This window comes from Actinomycetes bacterium, assembly GCA_036000965.1.
Lineage (GTDB): Bacteria > Actinomycetota > CALGFH01 > CALGFH01 > CALGFH01 > DASYUT01.
Window position 1 is genome coordinate 1 of record DASYUT010000026.1, and the last position, 1,622, is coordinate 1,622.

1 protein-coding gene is annotated in these 1,622 nt (G+C 71.2%); it reads right to left on the reverse strand.

The genetic code is table 11. From position 1 onward, the window contains the following. Positions 1-92 precede the first annotated feature (92 nt). Positions 93-1,442: an IS110 family transposase gene (locus tag VG276_01380; GenBank protein HEV8648061.1), complete on the reverse strand. Its 1,350-nt coding sequence runs from the start codon at positions 1,440-1,442 to the stop codon at positions 93-95. Positions 1,443-1,622: the final 180 nt, after the last annotated feature.

Genomic DNA, 1,622 nt, shown 5'->3' on the forward strand with positions numbered 1-1,622 from the left:
CTGACCGGAAAATAACAGACCTCGGCCGGGCAGGCGGCAGCAGCCGGCAAAGCCGGCTCCAGTGCTGCGGGATGTGGTTGTGCGGTCGAGGGTCAGGCTGCCGGGGCGAGGGTGACCCTGTAGCCGAGGGCTTCCAGCTGGCGGATGTGGTTGCGGGCCTTCTTGCCCTTGTCGATGCGGCTGGCGTAGTAGCCGGCGCCAAGGTCGTGGTAGCGGGCGGTGGGGTCGGCGAGCAGGTGCCAGACGATCACCAGGATGGAGCGGGCGACGGCGACCAGGGCCTTGAGCTTGCCGCGGCGCTTGACCAGGCGCCGGTAGCGCTCGCCGAGGAAGGTGTCGGTCTTGGCGGCCGCGGCGGCGGCCTCGCCCAGCACGCCCCGCAGGTAGGGGTTGCCCTTGCCGGTCTTGCCGGCGCGGGTCTTGGCGCCGGACTGGATGGTCCGCGGGCACAGCTTGGCCCACGACACCAGGTGGGCGGGGCTGGGGAAGACACCCATGTCCAGCCCAACCTCGGCGAGGACGACCTGCGCGGCGCCTGGGCCGATGCCGGTGATCGCATCCAGGCGGGCGGCGGCCGGCAGCACCACCGCGTCGGTCCCGGTGCCGGCGCCCGGGCCGGTGCTGCCGTCGGCGTCCACGCCCTGGGCGGCGGGGATCGCCGCCAGCAGTTCCTGGATGCGGGTGGTGAGCGTGCCGATCTGGACGCTCAGCGCGTCGATCTGGTCCAGCAGCATCCGGGCGAGCTCAGCATGGTGGTCGTCGAACCGGCCGGTGAGCGCCTCGGCCAGGGCACCACGCTTGGCCTTCATCTTGCCGCGGGCCAAGCCGGCGAGCACCCCTGGGTCGCGCTGGCCGGCGATCAGCGCCTCGAGCATGTCCCGGGTCGAAGCGGTGTCCAGCGTGCTCGCCACCGACGACACCTTGATCAGGGCGTCCTCCAGCAGCTTCTCCAGCCGCTGCCAGTAGCGGGTGCGCTCATGGGTCAGGTCGACCCGCAGCCGGGTATAGTCGCGCAGCTGGCGGATCTCGGCGGGCGGGACGAAGCTGGGCCGCAGCATGCCCCGCTCGGTCAGCTTCGCCAGCCACACCGCATCCAGCCGGTCGGTCTTCGGGCGGCCCGGGACGTTCTTCACCTCCCGGGCGTTGACCAGCTGCACACCCAGGCCAGCCGCCTCCAGCAGGTAGTAGAACCCACGCCAGTAATCCGAGGTCGACTCGACCGTGACCTTCTCGATTCCCTGACCCACCAGCTGTTCCCCGAGCTGGATGATCGCGCCGGTGGTCGCCGCCACCTCCCACACCCTGCTGAGGCGCTTGCCCGGCCTGGAGGGGTGCGGCACCCGCGTGCACACCATGCCCGACGCCTTGGCCACATCGACCGCGGCCACCCGCTCCACGACCCGCTCGTGTTCCTCGTCCTCGATCTCCTGCGGCTCCCGCATCGCCAGACCGTCTCCTCACCTTCACCGTGGGCCAGATACCAGGGATGCCCGGGGGCCTCGGTCGGAAGCCGAAAGTCTGACCGGCGTGCTCCAAGCACAGTGCGCGACCCGTCAAGGTCAAGGCCCCAGCGCCAGACTAACCCACGGGCTCACGGCCCAAGGAAGCGCCGGCGTCGGCGG

Coding starts and splice junctions, on each gene's coding strand:
- VG276_01380 (HEV8648061.1), bottom strand. CDS start 1,442: ATGCGGGAGCCGCAGGAGATCGAGGACGAGGAACACGAGCGGGTCGTG.